Source organism: Nostoc sp. FACHB-892, from assembly GCF_014698795.1.
Lineage (GTDB): Bacteria > Cyanobacteriota > Cyanobacteriia > Cyanobacteriales > Nostocaceae > Nostoc.
Genome location: NZ_JACJTR010000030.1, coordinates 1 through 15,779, shown reverse-complemented (window position 1 = coordinate 15,779; position 15,779 = coordinate 1). Strand labels below are relative to the sequence as shown.

Below are 15,779 nucleotides of genomic sequence, written 5' to 3'. Positions count from 1 at the left end.
TATTCGGATTTATCTACCCAGAAAGAGAAACTACCGTTGTAGGTTTTTATATATGGTTGCTAAATCTGCTGCCTGCATATTTACTGTGCGAACAGGTTTAATACCTTGGCGCAATTTCCACAGTAAATTAGTATCAGTTGCTAATCTCTCAAGAGCTTGAGTCCAAGCTTTAGTATCGTTAGCAGTCACTAACCAACCATCAATGCCATGTCTAACAAGTTCAGCAATACCCCCTAAGTTAGAGCCGATAACAGGTACAGATAGGGAGTGGGCTTCTAATACAACCAAAGGCCCAGTTTCCAGGCATTGGGAAGGTACAGCCAGTAAATCATAGCTAGCTAGAGTTTGAGAGAGTTCTTCTCTTGGTAGTTGTTTATTTACACGAATTCGAGGATCATTTGCTATCAAATTAAAGATTTTTTGGCGATATCGCTCATCCTGCGTTATTCCATAAATGGTCAACTCAATCTTTACAAGAGGCGGTAAATCTTTAACTGCCTGTACTAAAATTTCGATACCTTTATATATATCCCAACGTCCTAAAAAAACTACTTTTAAAGGGTCTGATTGCTGTTTCTTTTGTGGTAATTTTTCTTGTGCAGTATAAGAAATTCCATGTCGAGAGAGAATGAGTTTTTCTTCAGGTATGCCGTTGATGAGTAGAGCTTTATAAAGCCAATCACACACTGTCACAATGCGATCAGCATATTTTGCCATTTTTAGCAAACTTTTTTTGCGTGCAGCAACATAACTAGGCACAACAAAAGGGCGTACAAATCTTCCTAGATTGCCATCGTCTACTGAGGCTGGAAGATATGCACTCACAGGCATTGGTAGACAGCTAAGGAGATCCAAGGGCAAATGGCTCAACCTATTGACCATTGCAGCAGGTAGCTTTTTGCTCAAAGTATCAGCACACTGGGAACACCGCACCACATCAATTTTGCCATCACAAACTTTCTGTCCATTGAACATCAAAGTAATTCGCTGGCAAACTGGTACAGCATAGTGTACTGTCAACACTGTTGCCATGCCTAATTCTTTAGCTAATCGCAAATGAGGCAACCCACAATATACTTCCCAATGGTGCTGATGATATATGTCTGCTTTTTGGTTAGTTAACCAATTAGCGAAATACTCAAATTTCCCATGCGAAAATTGTCCATGATTTGGCTCTGTTTTGGGCGCAGGAAATACAGGATATCGATAAACTTCTACGTCATTATATTTATAAGTTTCTTCTTTTTGGGAACCGTTACTAGCTGCTGCTATCTGGATGTCAATATCATGCGATCGCAATTCTGGCAGTAACTCGGTGAGGTTTACTTGAATACCACCACATTTATCTGGGAAGTAACGAGCAAGAGCTTGAACCACTTTCATAATAGGAGCCTTGAGGACAGTAAATCTGCTCTCGCTATTTTACTCGCTGTATTATGAATTACCAAATAATAGCTGTGTTTCAGTAAAAACCGTAGAGGTTCTCAATCGGGTTAAATACAGTCGCTTCTTAGTGGGGCACAGCTAGAGTGCCAGTCCAGTAGAAGTAGTAACCTCACCCCGCCCTTCGGGCACCCCTCTCCTTATTAAGGAGAGGGGATATGGATTAAGTATTAACAGCTCTCTTTATTAAGGAGAGGAGATATAGATTAAGCACTAAAGTATTTTGCTAGTGGGTGGTAAGCAATAATTGCAGTGGTAGATTGTTCTGGATAAAGTTGTTCACTTTCATCCATATACAAGTTAATCCTGTCAGTCTGCAATAACTCCAGTTGCTTGTATTGGTCTTGGATATTTGGACAAGCGGGATACCCAAAGCTATACCGTGAACCACGATAGCGTTGTGCTAATATATCCCGAATATTGTCGGGTTCTTCAGCAGTAAAACCTAACTCTCGGCGAATTCTGGCATGTGTCCACTCAGCCACAGCCTCCGCCACCTGCACTGTCATGCCGTGGAAATACAGGTAATCGGTGTATTGATTATCAGCAAACAGCTTTTGAGCAAACTCTGTCGCAATCTCTCCTACAGTCACCGCCTGCATTGGAAAGACATCAATAATTCCTGATTCCTTCGGTGCAAAGAAATCTGCTATGCACAGCCGCCTTAAAGACTTTTGTCTAGGAAACTCGAAAGTTGCAACCTGCTGTGATTGGCTTTCTGGATTATATATATGTAGAGAATTACCCTCAGCTTGACAAGGGAAATACCCATAAATCACCTGGGGATGCAACAGATTTTCTTCAAGAATCCGTTGCTTCCAAGTTTCTAAAATTGGGTACACTTTCTCAGCCAAGAAAGCCTGATATTCTTCCTTAGATTGTTCCTTTGGCTTGCGGAATTGCCATTGTCCAGCAACTAAAGCTTGTAAATCCAAGTGCCAGAATATTTCCTCAATGGGAATATCACTAGGCTGCAATAACTTCGTTCCCCAAAAAGGCGGCGTGGGACGTTCAATATCTATAGCCACAGCATCAGAACGTCTCGTATCTAATTCTTTTGGTTCAGCAGATGTTGTTTCTTCAGTAGTTGTAACTTTTGGTTCTTTGTGGCCATTCATCGAAACTTCAGCAGTTTCGACTTCATTCAAAAATCCTTGCAAATCTTCCCAGTTACCAGTAGCCTTTGCTGGCATTAATTTATCCATGAAGTGCAAGTCAGAAAAGGCATCTTTGCCATAAACAACTTTACCTTTATAGGTATTTTGGCAATCTTCATAGACAAACTTGGGAGTCAGCGCCGCACCGCCTAAAATTACGGGGACACTAATTCCTTTCTCGTTGAATACCTCCAAGTTCTCTTTCATGAAGGCGGTGGATTTCACCAGCAATCCACTCATGGCAATACAATCAGCTTTGTGCTGTTCGTAAGCGTTGATGATATTTTCCACTGGCTGCTTAATTCCCAGGTTAATCACCTTATAGCCGTTGTTGGATAAGATAATATCCACCAAGTTTTTACCAATGTCGTGGACATCACCTTTAACTGTGGCAATGATAAAGGTTCCCTTGGCATTGTTGCCTGATTCTGATTTTTCCATGAATGGTTCTAAAAATGCTACCGCCGCCTTCATGGTTTCTGCTGATTGCAAAACGAAGGGTAACTGCATTTGTCCAGAACCGAATAATTCCCCGACAACTTTCATGCCATCTAGCAGGAAGGTGTTGATAATTTCCAAGGGGGGATGTTCTTCTAAGGCTTTTTTCAGATGTTCTTCTAAGCCAATGCGTTCGCCGTCGATGATATGGCGTTTAAGACGTTCTGGGATGGGGAGACTTTCATCTAAGGAGCGATCGCGCTTAGTTGTTACTCCGGCAAACACTGTGGTAAGCTCTCCCAAGGGATCGTAAACGCAAACATCACCCTCAAACTTCCGCTCATCATAAATCAACTGCCGACAAATTTCTTGATGCCGTTCGTCAATCTTCGATAGCGGTAAAATTTTGTTAGCGCTGACAATGGCTGCATCCATTCCCGCCGTTGTCGCTTCGTGCAAAAATACTGAGTTCAGCACCATCCGCGAGGCTGGATTTAAACCAAAGGAAATATTGGAAACACCCAAAATCACATGACATCCAGGTAATTCTTGACGAATCCGCCGGATGGATTCAATTGTAGCTTTACCGTTTTCTCGGTCTTCTTCAATCCCAGTGGAAATGGGTAACGCTAGGGTATCAAAGAATATTTCTGTGGGTGGTATGCCATATTCTACAGCTTGACGGTATGCGCGTTGGGCGATCGCAAACTTTTTGTCTGCCGTTCGTGCCATTCCATCTTCGTCGATAGTACCAATGACTACACCAGCACCGTATTTTTTCGCTAAATCCAGCACCTTCAAAAAGCGCGGTTCCCCATCTTCGTAGTTGGTGGAGTTCAGCAAACATTTACCACCGGCAACTTTTAAACCCGCCTCCATCTTTTCCCATTCGGTGGAATCAAGCATTAAGGGCAATGTCACATTATTAACAATGCGCGAAACTAGTTCGTGCATATCCCGCACGCCGTCGCGTCCCACATAATCGACGTTGACATCGAGAATATGTGCGCCTTCTTTTACTTGCGCCCTCGCCATTGAAACGAGTCCATCCCAATCTTCGGCATTTAGCAAATCACGGCACTTCTTGGAACCACTGGCGTTGAGACGTTCACCAACTATCAAGAAGGAATTATCTTGATCGTAAGGTTGAGTGGTGTAAATTGATGCTGCTGCTGGTTCTAAACTTGGATGCCTAACTTTTGGTTTTAATCCTTTAGCTACTTCTGCCAATTGTTGAATGTGTTCTGGACGCGTCCCACAGCAACCCCCAATCACTTGGACACCCAAATCTTCAACAAAATGCATCAGCGACATCCGTAATTCCAACGGTGTCAGGCGGTAGTGTGCTTGACCGCCGACGTTCTCAGGTAAACCCGCGTTAGGAATACAGGAAACGATGAAAGGTGAATGTTCTGCCAGATACTTGATATGTGGCTTCATCAAGTCTGGGCCAGTGGCGCAATTTAGACCGAGAATGTCAATTGGATAAGGTTCCAAAATTGTCAGCACAGCACTGATTTCTGAACCAACCAACATTGTGCCCATGCTTTCCATTGTCACAGACACCATCAACGGTCGGCGATCGCCTTTTTTGGCAAACACTTCTTCAATGGCATTCAACGCCGCCTTAATTTGCAGCACATCCTGGCAAGTTTCCACCAGAAATAAATCAACACCACCATCCCACAGCGCCTCTGCTTGTTCAGCAAAAGTAGCTTTCATAGTGTCAAAGTCAATATGTCCCAAAGTTGGGAGTTTCGTTGTAGGGCCGATGGAACCTGCCACAAACCGGGGTTTTTCTGGCGTGGAAAATTCCGCCGCGACACCCTTGGCTAATTCTGCGGCTGTCTTGCTGAGGTAGTAGGCTTGGTCTGCCAAGTCATATTCTGCCAATACAAGGGAGGTACTGCCAAAGGTATCCGTTTCAATGACATCTGCACCAGCAGCGAGAAAGTCGCGGTGAACTTTAGCCACAGCTTCAGGTTTCGTGTGGACTAAGTATTCGTTACAACCTTCATACTGTGGGCCACCGAAGTCTTCAGCAGTAAGGTTTTGGGTTTGTAAATTTGTTCCCATCGCTCCGTCGAAGACGAGGACTGGTCTATCTGGACTACGCAGGCGTTCAAGGAAAGGATGAGTCATTTTTTCCTAGAAGAAATGAGGATATCAAGTGAGTCTTCTGATACTCGACTTACTTTATTATTTTCCAAAATTATGATATTTTTGGCATCCTTTTAATAAAGTCTGTTTTACTGAAACTCACCATTGGCTCATTTTGACCTGATTTCTCAAGGTTAGCGACGACAGAATCAATATTTCAGCGTGCTACCTGAAACTGGCCAACTTGAGAGGTTGTTTGAAAAGTCGCAAAGTATACTAATAACCCCACTTCCATTCCTCTCCCCGAAACGCAGAGAGGCTTTGATTCCTGCTCCCCAACGCTAGTAGGGAAGGGGTTGGGGGTTAGGTCTGAGAGTAAAGTTGCACACGGCGTTGATTCTACACATAGTAAGATGAAATATTTTCGCCAAGTTTCTTATCTTAGGATCACAACTTAGAGTTGTCACCCCGTTCAGCTCAAAGATGGGAAAAACACCAGGAGTATTACTTGAGTCCTACTATGTCTTTGTTTAATCTAAATACATTTATTGAATTATTACTAGGGATTAGTTTGAGCGCGGCGGCTGGCTTCAGAGTATTTGTACCACTGCTAGCGTTGAGTGTGGCTTCAGTTTTTGGACATTTAGATTTACCGACTGACTTTGATTGGGTGGAAACACCTCAAGCTGTCATTGTCTTTGCAATCGCTTGTTCGCTAGAAATTATCGGTTATTACATTCCTTGGTTGGATCATCTGCTGGATATTGTAGCCACTCCTGCGGCATTTATCGCCGGGACAATCGTAACAGCATCTGTTGCTCCAGAGATGAATCCACTGGTGCAATGGACGTTAGCTTTAGTTGCCGGTGGTGGAACCGCAGGATTAACTCAGGGATTAACGAATATATTGCGGATAAGTTCTACTGGCGTTTCAGGTGGATTAACCAATCCAGTTGTGTCAACTATTGAGTTGCTCATTGCAATCGGACTGTCTGTGCTGGCGCTAGCTTTACCAGTGGTAGCAGGAGTGATTGTGATTGGTTTTCTAATAATAGCTATTCAAAGAATTTGGAATTTCTTCTTGAGTAAACCATCTTCTCAAACTCCCGAAACCGTCTCTCCATCAAGAGAATTGGGGTAAGTAGTTATGGATTTGTTGCCAATCCGGTTGAAGGCATGGGGACTCGACACAACACAACATCACCGCGCTGTAAGTTCATCAGCAAATACTTCGTCGTAAATATCATTCTCAGAACTTACCCAATCCTGATAAGCCTGAGATTCAACAGCAGGATTAACAGATTTTTCGCCATTCTTGAAAGAAAGAGCTAATTCAAGCAATGCTGATAACTGCTCATCATTTAGTTGTTCAATCAGACTTAGAAGTTCTTGACGAATATTCATGGAATTGCCGACTGCTAACTATATTCAATGTATGCCATAAAGCGATCGCCTGTAGGGTTGGTGACGCGTAGGCGTAAACCGTCGTAGACATCGCAATTATAAAGCGATTGTAATCTTAGGGTGTGTTAGCCCGAAAGCATAACGCACCTTTAATACTCGTAAACAGTCTTTTATACTCGTAAACAGTCTTTTATACTCGTGAACGAGTCTTTGATACTCGTGGACGAGTCTTTTATACTCGTGAACGAGTCTTTTATACTCGTGGACGAGTCTTTTATACTCGTGAACGAGCCTTTGATACTCGTGAATGAGTCTTTGATACTCGTGAATGAGTCTTTGATACTCGCGGACGAGTCTTTGATACTCGCGGACGAGTCTTTGATACTCGCGGACGAGTCTTTGATACGCGTGAATGAGCCTTTTATACTCGCGGATGAGTCTTTGATACTCGCGGATGAGTGAATGTTATTTTAAGGGTTGTGATGTCTACGACGGGCTACGCCTAAGCACTCAAATAATTTGACCATTCAAAGCGATCGCACCCAACTAATTGGAATATCAAAGCCGACTTACAGATATTGCCTCTACCCAGATCAATCCTTTTATTTCTTAACTTAACATCAATGGCGAGATGTCCACCCCACAAGAAGTCGTTGAGTATTTTTTTATTTGGAAGTTTCTTGAGAACCGCCATATATTCAAGTTCACTACAAAATTGTACTCAACAGTACCTTTTTTTGTATTGGATATTTTTAATATTCATAAGAGTAGCTTATTAAATAGTGAATATTTTTTCTAATTGTACTTATAGTAGTATTTCTGCCTACTTAAAATTAAATATCAGCATTGCAATGTGCTACATCTAACCTATACATGAACAATTATCCGAAATGCTGCTAGTTTAGTTAGTAGTTTAGGTGAAATGTAATTAAATTAAGGGATAAATTCCTTAAAACCAATATTTAGCCAATATATTTTGTTATCCCTATTCCTGAGTGAACTCGATTAGTTATGCTCCTAGATTTAGAAAGATTTTATCAGGCTTGCAATCCGAGCAGACCTCTAATCATAGGAAATCCCAGCGATCGCAGGTACTATATTGATTTTGCTGCGGTGCGGGGTGGTAAAATCATTGAGGCTTTGCAGCGCACGATCGCTCGAATATCGCCGGATGTACCAACTTGTCAGCTATTTACAGGACATCTCGGCTGTGGAAAATCAACGGAGTTGTTGCGGCTCAAAGCTGAGTTGGAAGTACAGCAATTTCATGTAGTTTACTTTGAGTCTACCCATGTCTTAGAAATGGCAGATGTGGATGTGACTGATATTTTGTTAGCGATCGCAGGCCAGGTGAGTGAAAGCCTAGAAGCAATGAAAATTAGGCTCAAACCTACTTACTTTACCAAGTTATTTGGTGAACTTGTGGATTTTCTGCAAACGCCAATTGATCTTGGGATAGAAGCAGAGTTGTCTGTGGGGATTGCCAAAATTACAGCTAAAACTAAAGAAAGTCCCCAGTTGCGGCGGCGGTTAAGAGATTATCTAGAACCGCGAACAGCAAATATTTTACAGTCAATTAATCAAGAATTGCTAGAACGCGCCAACAAAGAACTGAAAGCCAGGGGTAAAAAAGGACTGGTAGTTATTGTTGATAACTTGGATAGAGTGGCAATTCGACCTTTACCATCGGGGCGATCGCTGCCAGAATACTTATTTATTCAGCGTGGTGAACAGTTACGCAAACTGAATTGTCATGTAGTCTACACTATTCCCCTAGCTCTGACTTTCTCCAACGATAGCGCCGAACTTCAGCATCGGTTGGGGGGAGGAGTTGCACCAAAAATGTTACCGATGATACCTGTACGTCTGCGCTCTGGGGAGATTTTCGCCCAAGGGCTAGCAATGATGCAGCAAATGGTGCTAGCTAGAGCTTTTCCTGACATTCTGCCTAGCGATCGGTTAGGCTTAATTACAGAAGTATTTGATAGTCAAGAAACCTTAGATCGATTGTGCCTGATTAGTGGTGGTCATGTACGCGACTTGCTAGGTTTACTATTTGACTGTCTGCGAGAACAAGATCCACCCTTTGAGCGGGAGTGTGTCGAATTGGTGATTCAAAGACAGCGCGATTACCGAGCTAACGCTATCGACCCTCATGAGTGGGAACTAATCTTTCAGGTGGTGCAACAGCAAAGAGTTAGAGGTGATATCCAATACCACACTCTATTGCGAAGTTTATTTATATTTGAATACCGCGATCATCAGGGAGCCTGGTTTGCCGTCAACCCAGTTTTAGCAGAGACAGAAAAATTCAAATCATGGTTGAAGGACATCCACAAGCAGATATAAGAGCAGCTAACGAGCGTGCTTTGCGGAGTTTGGGGAGAGCAATTGCCCTCTCTAGCGGTCAATTCTCCCTGGTTTTGGTGTGCTGCAATTATCGAGTTTTGCAAGAGCGAATGCTGCAACGACTCGAAGAAATCTCTTCAGGAGTACACCGAATTGAAAAGGTAGTTCTGTCGCATAATGCTAGAAGCCTTTACACAAGTATTCATTTACAACTGCTAACTGAAGATAATCCGCCATCAGCGTTGATGATTTTGGGTTTAGAGTCAGTAGATGGACTTGATGATCTACTTAGGTCTATCAATCATATTCGTGATGAATTTCGCAAACGTCACCCATTTCCGATGATTGTGTGGGTGAATGAGGAAGTGTTGCAAAAGGTTGTGCGTTTAGCACCAGATTTTGCAAGTTGGGCGGCGACACCGATTCGGTTTGAGATGACAACTGAATCATTGTTGCAATTTTTGCAACAGGAAACTGACTCTCTATTTGCTACGGTGTTACCAACCGATGCTGTACAACATCAAGCTCCTCAAATCGCAAAGCATTATTTCACTGTGGAGCAAGTCTGGGAACATAGCTATGAACTCCACTTTGCGATTAGAGAGTTGCACAATCGTGGTATTACCTTAGAGCCAGAACTACACGCTAGTTTAGAATTTGTTTTTGGACTAGATAATTATATTAGCGATCGCATCAATACAGCTTTAAACCATTTTCAGCAAAGTTTACAAGTTTGGCAAAAGTTAGAAGAAAGAGGGAATGGGGGAGCAGGGAGAGATCAGGAAGTATTTTCTTCGCCATCTCCTCCATCTCCCCCATCTTTGCTACTTTTGCGAGAAGGAGTTTTGCTATTTTATATTGGGCTGTGTTATTGCCGTTTGGCAGAGCAAAATCAAACAGAAAACCGTCGCCATTGGTACACAGCTAAATCTTATTTTCAGCAATGCTTGAATATCTTGCAGGTGGCTGGGCGTTCAGATGTAGTTGCTGGATTTATTGGTCAACTTGCAGAGGTTTTGCAATATCTCCAAGAGTGGGAAGAGTTGCAAACTGTTGCTCAAAAGTCTTTGGAGTTACATCAAACTTATGGTAGTCAAATCCAATTAGCTTGTGACTACGGTTTTCTGGCGCAAGTAGCTGTGCAGCAGTCGCGGTGGGTACAGGCGAGTATATTAGCACACGTGTCACTGCTGAAACTAGGTGAGGCGCAAAAGCACAATAACCCTTATAACTGTTTATTTCCATTACTGTTAGGGCAAATTTACTATTTAGTTTTAGCGAAAGCACAGCGAAATTTAGGTGAGTTAGAAGTAGCTCGTGAATATTTAGACAAAGCGACAAAAGAACTACCAGCAGCCTTAGAAAGCAGTGCCCATCAATACGATGCCCATCGTTATATTCGCTTATTGCGGACACTGCGATCGCTCTATTTTGAAGAAGGGCGTTATTTAGAAGCCTATTACATTCGACAAAAACGCCGTTCTGTTGAGCAGCAGTATGGTTTTCGAGCTTTTATCGGTGCAGGGCGTTTGCAACCGCAAAGACAGGTAACAAACCCAGCATTGATGTCATCTTCTGGAAGTAGCAGCGTTGCTTTAGAAATTGCGGCTTCCGGTCGAGAGCGTGATATTAATAACTTAATTGGCAGAATTAGCCGCGCTGATCAAAAATTGACGGTGATTCACGGTCAATCAGGGGTAGGTAAGAGTTCTATTGTAACTGCGGGTTTAGTTCCAGCACTGCAAAACCGAGCCATTGGTGATCAAATAGCTATACCTGTGGTGCTGCAAGTTTACACCGATTGGGCGCGGGAATTAGGGAAATCTTTAGATGAGGCGATGTCTAGTGACGCATCCCTTGCCATATATGCTGACATCATGGCAGAAGCAACCATTGAATCGGAAGCTGTACTTTACTCTGTCACACCTATTACCATCCTCAGAATTTTACAGCAACTAAAAGAAAATGCTGATAACCATCTGATCACAGTTTTAATTTTTGATCAATTTGAAGAATTTTTCTTTGGTTATAGCGATCGCAATCAAAAGCAAGAATTTGATAAATTTATTAGCGACTGCCTGAATATCCCCTTTGTCAAAGTTATCTTTACTTTGCGAGAAGATTATTTACACCGATTATTAGATTTTAAACATATTTCAGCATTAGAAGCGATTAATAATAATATTCTCGACAAGCATATTCGCTACCAGTTAAATAACTTTTCACCAGAATATGCCAAAGCAATTATCCAAAAATTGACAGAGCGATCGCAGTTTAATTTAGAGCCTGCTTTAATTGATGCCTTAATCGAAGATTTATCAACAGCATTTGGAGAAGTCCGTCCCATTGAATTGCAAGTTGTGGGAGCGCAAATTCAAGATGAGCGAATTACTACACTAGTAGAATATCAGCCATATAGACCCAACAAACTTATCGAGCGATATCTTAAGGAACTGATTAAAGACTGCGGCCCAGAAAATGAACGAGCCGCGTTACTCGTCTTATACTTATTAACAGATGAAAGTAACAACCGACCTTTTAAAACTCGTGCTGAGTTAGCGGTGCAGCTAGCAGAGTTAGAAGATGCTAGTAAATTAGAGTTAGTATTAGAGATTTTAGTTAGCTCCGGTTTAGTAGTACTATTTCCTGATGTACCAGAACGCTATCAACTGATTCACGATTATTTAGTAGACTTGATTCGCTACCTGCAACAACAAGAATCGAGCTTACAGGTACAACTTAACGAACTACGCTACAAAGTAGAACAGAGTCAAGCTGAGATTGAACGGCTTAAGAGTGAACTTAGCCAAAATGAGCAGCGATCGCAATTGGTAGATCCTCATCCCCAACAGGGTTTGGATTTATTAACAGAATTGCGAGAGTTACACAAACGTGAAGAATTGAGTCAGTTAGAAATTGAGCAATTACGAGTTGAACTCAAAGAAAAAGAATTAACAGCTAAACTTGCAGAAAGTCAAAAGAAACAAAGGCTTAGTGAAGCTCAATTAAATCGTTCCTTAAAAATTGCCCTGACTGCTTGTGTTCTAGCCATATTGGGATTAAGTGTTTCCATCGTGACAGCAGTAGATAGTGAAATTAAAACCCTCAGCGCATCTAGTGAAGCCTTATTTGCATCGCAAAAAGGTATTGATGCTTTAAAAGAAGGTTTAAAAGCAGGGAGAAAATTACAACAAACAGTTTGGGTAGATTCCAATACCAGAGAGCAAGTACAGACGGCACTATATCAAGCAGTTTCAGGGTTAAGAGAATATAACCGCTTGGACGGGCATATATCTGGGGTAAATAGTGTTACATTTAGCCTCGATGGCTCTTTAATTGCCTCAGCCAGTGCTGATACTACAATCAAACTCTGGCATCTTGATGGTAGCTTAGTCAACACATTATCTGGGCATGAAGATGTAGTTAATAACGTCAGTTTCAGCCCAGATAGTCAAATCATTGCTTCCGCCAGTCAAGATAAAACGGTGAAACTTTGGAGCCGAGAAGGTCAACTGCTTGCTACTCTATTAGGGCATCAGGGTGTAGTGAATAGTGTCAGTTTCAGCCCAGATGGTCAGATTATTGCCTCGGCGAGTACAGACAAAACAGTAAAACTGTGGAATCGTGATGGTAAGCTGCTCAAAACCTTGCTCTTACATGATGGTGCAGTCTTAAGTGTCACTTGGTCAACCGATGGACAGACCATTGCTTCCGGGAGTGCTGACAAAACGGTGAAATTGTGGAATCGAGATGGCCAACTGCTTAAAACCTTGCAGGGTCATGATGATGCAGTCTTAAGTGTCGCTTGGTCGCCCAATGCTAAAACTATTGCTTCAGCTAGTTTAGACCAGACAATCAAACTGTGGAATCTGGAGGGTAAACCACTGCGAACTTTATCGGGGCATAGTGCTGGAGTTACCAGCGTCAGCTTTAGCCGTGATGGTAACATGATCGCTTCCGCAAGTACCGACGAGACAATCAAACTTTGGAGTTTTGAAGGTGTGTTGCTCGGAACCCTCAAGGGACATAATAATTGGGTTAATAGCGTTAGTTTCAGCCCAGACGATCGCACCCTGGCTTCTGCAAGTCGGGATAAAACTATTAAACTTTGGCATTTGGACGGTGTGTTACTGCGAAAGCCCAAAGCCGATAACAATGACTGGGTAACTAGCATCAGTTTTAGCCCAGATGATCGCACCTTGGCAGCAGCAAATCGAGACAAAACTGTAAAACTTTTCAGTCGAGACGGTAAATTACTGCGTACATTCACGGGGCATGAAGGTCAAGTTTGGGGCGTTAGTTTCAGTCCAGATGGTCAAGTAATTGCCTCGGCTAGTAAAGATAAAACGGTGAAGCTTTGGAGTGGTGACGGTAAACTAATCAATACCTTACAAGGCCATACTAGTACCGTCCTGAGTGTAGCCTGGTCGCCTAATAGTCAAGTAATTGCTTCGGCTAGTAAAGATAAAACAGTAAAGCTTTGGAGCCGAGACGGTAAACTGCTCAACACCTTGCAAGGGCATGAAGATGCAGTGAATTGGGTAAGTTTTAGCCCAGATGGTAAGTTGCTAGCCTCAGCCAGTGATGACAAAACTGTGAAAATCTGGATAGAGGGTAAATTACTATACAGCTTAAATGGTCATAGCCGCCGAGTAAATGGGGTTGCTTGGTCACCTGATGGTCAGGCGATCGCTTCAGCTAGTATTGATAGCACGATAAAGATTTGGAACCGGGACGGCCATTTGCTAAATAATCTTACAGGTGATGGTGATAGTTTCATCAGTGTAAGTTTTAGCCCTGATGGTAAAACTTTGGCAGCTAGCAGTGATGACAAAGTGAGAATTTGGAACCGAGAAGGAACGTTACTGATTGCTTTGAAAGGTGATAAGCAAGAGTTAACCAGCGTCAGTTTCAGTAATGACGGCAAGACTCTGGCTGCGGGTAGTGGTAATGGCACAGTAATTTTCCAGAATTTGGCAGATATCGAACTGGAAAAATTACTGGCACGGGGTTGCAATTTGCTACATGATTATTTGCAGACTAATCAGAAGGTCATGAAGGGCGATAGCACAGCGTTAGCGAGTCCGCGAGCGTCTAGCTTCGCCAACGCCAGAGGCGATCGCGCCTTGTGTTCTAGTAGATAATAGATAATAGCGTAATGGGATTGATAGCAAGTTGGTCTTGATGGGCATAAGTTGTCAGTTGAAGTAGACTATGCTGCTTCTGGTGGCATTCGGTTCATTGGCTCTCCCAAGCAGCCAACCATTACAATCTACCAACTTGAAGGTGCAGAGTATTTACCCGCAAAGGTGTTTCGAGGGCAGGGTCGAATTGATTCTAGATTGTTTCCGAACATTCCCTTAACGGCTGAACAGATTTTTGCTATGAGTCGCTGATTAGCATCGCTAAACTACCCACCGCCAGGCATTTGGTCGGACTGGTGCTAAGATAAATATGCCGATTCACTCGCGCCAAAGTTCAATGACTATTGCCAAACTGTCCGAACTAGGCATTACTCATCTTCCCGACCATACTGAGTTACCAGAGTCAGATGGAAACTTTGTGAAAAATTTTCAAGAACACCCGCAAAGCATACTTCTAACTGACTCAGTTCAAGGTATATTACAACAAATTCACCCAGATAATCAGTATTGTATTGGTCAAGATTGTGGCATTTACTGGCGTTTAACCGAACCACCTGAACGCGGTGCTGAAGCACCCGATTGGTTTTACGTCCCGAATGTTGCACCTATGTTAAATGGTCAGTTTCGACATTCGTATGTGTTGTGGCAAGAATATGTTGCTCCCCTAATTGTACTGTAATTCGCTTCTGGCAATGGTTCAGAAGAAAGAGATAATACTCCAATGACTGGTAAATTTTGGGTATACGAGCAAGCAATCCGCGTACCTTTTTATGGCATTTACGAATTTAGCAAAGCCACAGTTGAGGTTTATCACTTAGTTAATGGTAGGTATCAGCAACTCACAGCTAACGAACGTGGACACTATGAGATTTCTTTGATGGGTGTCGAATTGGGTATTTGGGAAGGACAGTATGGAAATACTACAGCGCCTTGGTTGCGTTGGTGGGATACACAAGGAAATTTATTACTAACTGGTGAGGAAAAATCGTAGTTATTAGCACCTCAATTAGAACAAGAGCAAGAAAAATCCCAGTTATTAACATCCCAATTAGAACAAGAACAGCAAAAAGCCCAGCGTTTAGCAGAACGCTTGAGACAACTTGGAATAAACCCCGATTGAGAAAAAGCCAGAATTAGCAATTAGATTAATAGACCTGACATTAAGCCGTGGTTATCAACCAGGAATAGTAATTGTTGATGCTGGATATGGCAACAACACATCTTTCTTATTAAATTTAGAAAATCGTCAACTCAAGTATTTAGGAGGATTAGCTAAAAATCGCAAAGTCATTGTTAATGATACAAATACTATTCAACCAGATTTAGGCTATGAATTTGGAAGATGGACAGCCGAGAGATTAGCAACATATTTAACAGAGCAAACAGGGATTGATTTAAGTAGCTCTCAAGTGAGGAGGATATTAAAACGAAAAAAGTATAGTTATATTTGGGCTAAATATGATTTAGAAAATAAACAAAATCCCCAAGAAAGAGCCAAGTTTAAAGAAAAGCTTGGCTTTTTATTTATCAATAGCACGAGAGCAGCCGGAGCGTTTGCAGGTGTGGTTTTGGGACGAGAGTGGTTTTAGTCTACGTGTGATTCGACGCAAGAATTGGGTATCCGCTCAATAAATCGGGGTAGTGCAAAAAATAAAAAGTAGATAGATGCACATAGCGCCGTAGAATATATCACATGGCGCAAAAGCAATCTCCAGAAAAACAAGTAGAGGCATTATTGCAAACC

General features: G+C 42.3%; 9 protein-coding genes and 3 pseudogenes. 7 read left to right on the top strand and 5 right to left on the bottom strand.

Annotated elements, in window-relative coordinates; all coding sequences use genetic code 11:
* Positions 1-30: 30 nt before the first annotated feature.
* Both H6G96_RS28285 and metH read right to left on the bottom strand, forming a co-directional pair.
* On the bottom strand, positions 31-1,383 hold the full coding sequence (locus tag H6G96_RS28285; protein WP_190915760.1) for a glycosyltransferase: 1,353 nt from the start codon (positions 1,381-1,383) through the stop codon (positions 31-33).
* Between the two features lie 266 nt (positions 1,384-1,649).
* Positions 1,650-5,180 carry a methionine synthase gene (gene metH, locus H6G96_RS28280; RefSeq protein WP_190915759.1) on the bottom strand — a complete coding sequence of 1,177 codons (3,531 nt, stop codon included), beginning with the start codon at positions 5,178-5,180 and terminating at the stop codon, positions 1,650-1,652.
* Positions 5,181-5,658: 478 nt separating this feature from the next.
* Here metH and H6G96_RS28275 point away from each other — a divergent pair, with 478 nt between their 5' ends.
* Positions 5,659-6,279, top strand: a complete 621-nt coding sequence (locus tag H6G96_RS28275; protein WP_190915758.1) for a DUF4126 domain-containing protein — start codon at positions 5,659-5,661, stop codon at positions 6,277-6,279.
* 59 nt (positions 6,280-6,338) lie between these two features.
* On the opposite strand, the gene H6G96_RS28270 is transcribed toward H6G96_RS28275, so the two are convergent.
* From H6G96_RS28270 to H6G96_RS28265, 3 genes are all read right to left on the bottom strand, one after another.
* Positions 6,339-6,542 carry a hypothetical protein gene (locus H6G96_RS28270; protein WP_190915757.1) on the bottom strand — a complete coding sequence of 68 codons (204 nt, stop codon included), beginning with the start codon at positions 6,540-6,542 and terminating at the stop codon, positions 6,339-6,341.
* A complete protein-coding gene (locus H6G96_RS42485) occupies positions 6,508-6,633 on the bottom strand; it encodes a hypothetical protein (RefSeq protein WP_277932954.1) in 126 nt (41 codons plus the stop codon). The genes H6G96_RS28270 and H6G96_RS42485 overlap by 35 nt, the downstream gene beginning before the upstream one ends.
* Positions 6,634-7,044: 411 nt before the next feature.
* Complete coding sequence (locus tag H6G96_RS28265) at positions 7,045-7,236, bottom strand: hypothetical protein (RefSeq protein WP_190915756.1); 192 nt, start codon at positions 7,234-7,236, stop codon at positions 7,045-7,047.
* A gap of 317 nt (positions 7,237-7,553) precedes the next feature.
* Here H6G96_RS28265 and H6G96_RS28260 point away from each other — a divergent pair, with 317 nt between their 5' ends.
* The 6 genes and pseudogenes from H6G96_RS28260 to H6G96_RS28235 form a co-directional block, all read left to right on the top strand.
* Positions 7,554-8,891 carry a P-loop NTPase fold protein gene (locus H6G96_RS28260; protein WP_190915755.1) on the top strand — a complete coding sequence of 446 codons (1,338 nt, stop codon included), beginning with the start codon at positions 7,554-7,556 and terminating at the stop codon, positions 8,889-8,891.
* Positions 8,861-14,035, top strand: a complete 5,175-nt coding sequence (locus H6G96_RS28255; RefSeq protein ID WP_190915754.1) for a hypothetical protein — start codon at positions 8,861-8,863, stop codon at positions 14,033-14,035. The genes H6G96_RS28260 and H6G96_RS28255 overlap by 31 nt, the downstream gene beginning before the upstream one ends.
* 51 nt (positions 14,036-14,086) lie before the next feature.
* On the top strand, positions 14,087-14,287 hold the full coding sequence (locus tag H6G96_RS28250) for a hypothetical protein (protein WP_242063423.1): 201 nt from the start codon (positions 14,087-14,089) through the stop codon (positions 14,285-14,287).
* An 85-nt stretch (positions 14,288-14,372) separates the two neighbouring features.
* Positions 14,373-15,155 (top strand): annotated as a pseudogene (locus H6G96_RS28245) (Uma2 family endonuclease).
* Positions 15,154-15,333: pseudogene (locus H6G96_RS28240) on the top strand (transposase); the annotation flags it as partial. The pseudogenes H6G96_RS28245 and H6G96_RS28240, both read left to right, overlap by 2 nt.
* A gap of 21 nt (positions 15,334-15,354) precedes the next feature.
* A pseudogene (locus H6G96_RS28235) lies at positions 15,355-15,610 on the top strand (winged helix-turn-helix domain-containing protein); the annotation flags it as partial.
* Positions 15,611-15,779: the final 169 nt, after the last annotated feature.

Coding starts and splice junctions, on each gene's coding strand:
- H6G96_RS28255 (WP_190915754.1), top strand. CDS start 8,861: ATGGTTGAAGGACATCCACAAGCAGATATAAGAGCAGCTAACGAGCGT.
- H6G96_RS28260 (WP_190915755.1), top strand. CDS start 7,554: ATGCTCCTAGATTTAGAAAGATTTTATCAGGCTTGCAATCCGAGCAGA.
- metH (WP_190915759.1), bottom strand. CDS start 5,180: ATGACTCATCCTTTCCTTGAACGCCTGCGTAGTCCAGATAGACCAGTC.
- H6G96_RS28265 (WP_190915756.1), bottom strand. CDS start 7,236: ATGGCGGTTCTCAAGAAACTTCCAAATAAAAAAATACTCAACGACTTC.
- H6G96_RS28275 (WP_190915758.1), top strand. CDS start 5,659: ATGTCTTTGTTTAATCTAAATACATTTATTGAATTATTACTAGGGATT.
- H6G96_RS28285 (WP_190915760.1), bottom strand. CDS start 1,383: ATGAAAGTGGTTCAAGCTCTTGCTCGTTACTTCCCAGATAAATGTGGT.
- H6G96_RS28270 (WP_190915757.1), bottom strand. CDS start 6,542: ATGAATATTCGTCAAGAACTTCTAAGTCTGATTGAACAACTAAATGAT.
- H6G96_RS42485 (WP_277932954.1), bottom strand. CDS start 6,633: ATGTCTACGACGGTTTACGCCTACGCGTCACCAACCCTACAGGCGATC.